This window comes from Halomonas eurihalina, from assembly GCF_008274785.1.
Lineage (GTDB): Bacteria > Pseudomonadota > Gammaproteobacteria > Pseudomonadales > Halomonadaceae > Halomonas > Halomonas eurihalina.
Genome location: NZ_VTPU01000041.1, coordinates 1 through 1,528 on the forward strand (window position 1 = coordinate 1; position 1,528 = coordinate 1,528).

Below are 1,528 nucleotides of genomic sequence, written 5' to 3' on the forward strand. Positions count from 1 at the left end.
CGTCGTCGCCTTCGACCACCTCGTAGACACCCGCCGGGCAGTAGCGGCTTGCCGGCTCGGCGTATTCGGGCAGGTTGTCGCGAATCGGCAGCTCCGGATCGGCGAGCTTGAGATGGCAGGGCTGATCTTCCTCATGATTGGTGTTGGAGAGAAACACCGAGGAGGCTTTGTCGAAGGACAGCGTGCCGTCGGGCTTGGGGTACTCGATCTTCTCGCACTCGGCCGCCGGCTTGAGCGTGGCATGGTCCGGCGTGGTGTCGTGCACCCGCGGCAGCTTGCCGCCGATGAGCTGGTCGAGGAAGTTGTAGGCACCGCCGCCCACGGTGCCGTACTTGTGGATCGCCGGGCCGAAGCTGGCGCTTTCCTCGAGCTCCTTGCAGGCCCAACTGGCTTGCCACTTGTCGGTGAAGGTGGCCAGTTCAGTGCCTCCCTCGTCGCCGCTTGCCAGCGCCTCGAAGACCGTCTCGGCGGCCACCATGCCGGATTTCATGGCGGTGTGCAGGCCCTTGATCTTGGCGAAGTTCAGGGTGCCGGCGTCGCAGCCGATCAGCAGGCCGCCGGGAAAGGTCATCTTCGGCAGGCAGTTGATGCCGCCCTTGGTGATGGCGCGGGCGCCATAGGCGACGCGCGAACCGCCCTCGAGGTAGGGCTTGAGCACCGGATGGTGCTTCATGCGCTGGAATTCGTCGAAGGGCGACAGCCAGGGGTTCTGGTAGGCCAGGTCCATGATCAGGCCGACCACCACCTGCTGGTTCTCGGCGTGGTAGAGAAACCAGCCGCCATGGGTGTGCTTGTCCAGCGGCCAGCCGGAACCGTGCAGCACCAGGCCGGGCTCGTGCTGCTCGGCGGGCACGTCCCAGAGCTCCTTGAGGCCGATGCCGTAGTGCTGCGGGTCCTTGCCCTCATCGAGCTTGAAGCGTTCGATCAGGCGCTTGCCGAGATGGCCGCGCGCGCCCTCGGCGAACAGCGTGTACTTGGCGCGCAGCTCCATGCCCGGCATGTGGCTGTCCTTCGGGGTGCCGTCGGCGGCCACGCCCATGTCGCCGACGATGATGCCGCGTACCGTCTCGTTCTCGTCGACGATCACTTCCTGGGCGGCGAAGCCGGGGAAGATCTCGACGCCGAGTTCCTCGGCCTGCTCGGCGAGCCAGCGGCACAGGTTACCGGCGCTGATCACGTAGCGGGTGGACTCTCCACCGTGTTTCTGGCCGCCGGTGTTGTGCATGCTCTTGGGCACCAGGGCATTGGGCAGCTTCTGGGCCTTCTCGGCATCGCGGAGCAGATAGAGCTCGTCACGCACGGCGGGGGTGGTCAGGGGGGCGCCGCGCTCGGCCCAGTCGGGGAAGAGCTCATCCAGGGCGCGGGGTTCGAAGACGGCACCGGAAAGGATGTGGGCGCCGACCTCGGAGCCTTTCTCGACCACGCACACGGTCAATTCCTGTTCGGCCTCGTTGGCCTGTTGCATCAGCCGGCAGGCCGCGGCGAGCCCGGAGGGGCCGGCGCCGACGATCACCACGTCGACTTCCAT

General features: G+C 66.8%; 1 protein-coding gene. It reads right to left on the minus strand.

All coding sequences use genetic code 11. The features are described from left to right. The coding region (locus FZZ93_RS18140) for an electron transfer flavoprotein-ubiquinone oxidoreductase (protein ID WP_149323696.1) at positions 1–1,528 on the minus strand (1,528 nt) is incomplete at both ends.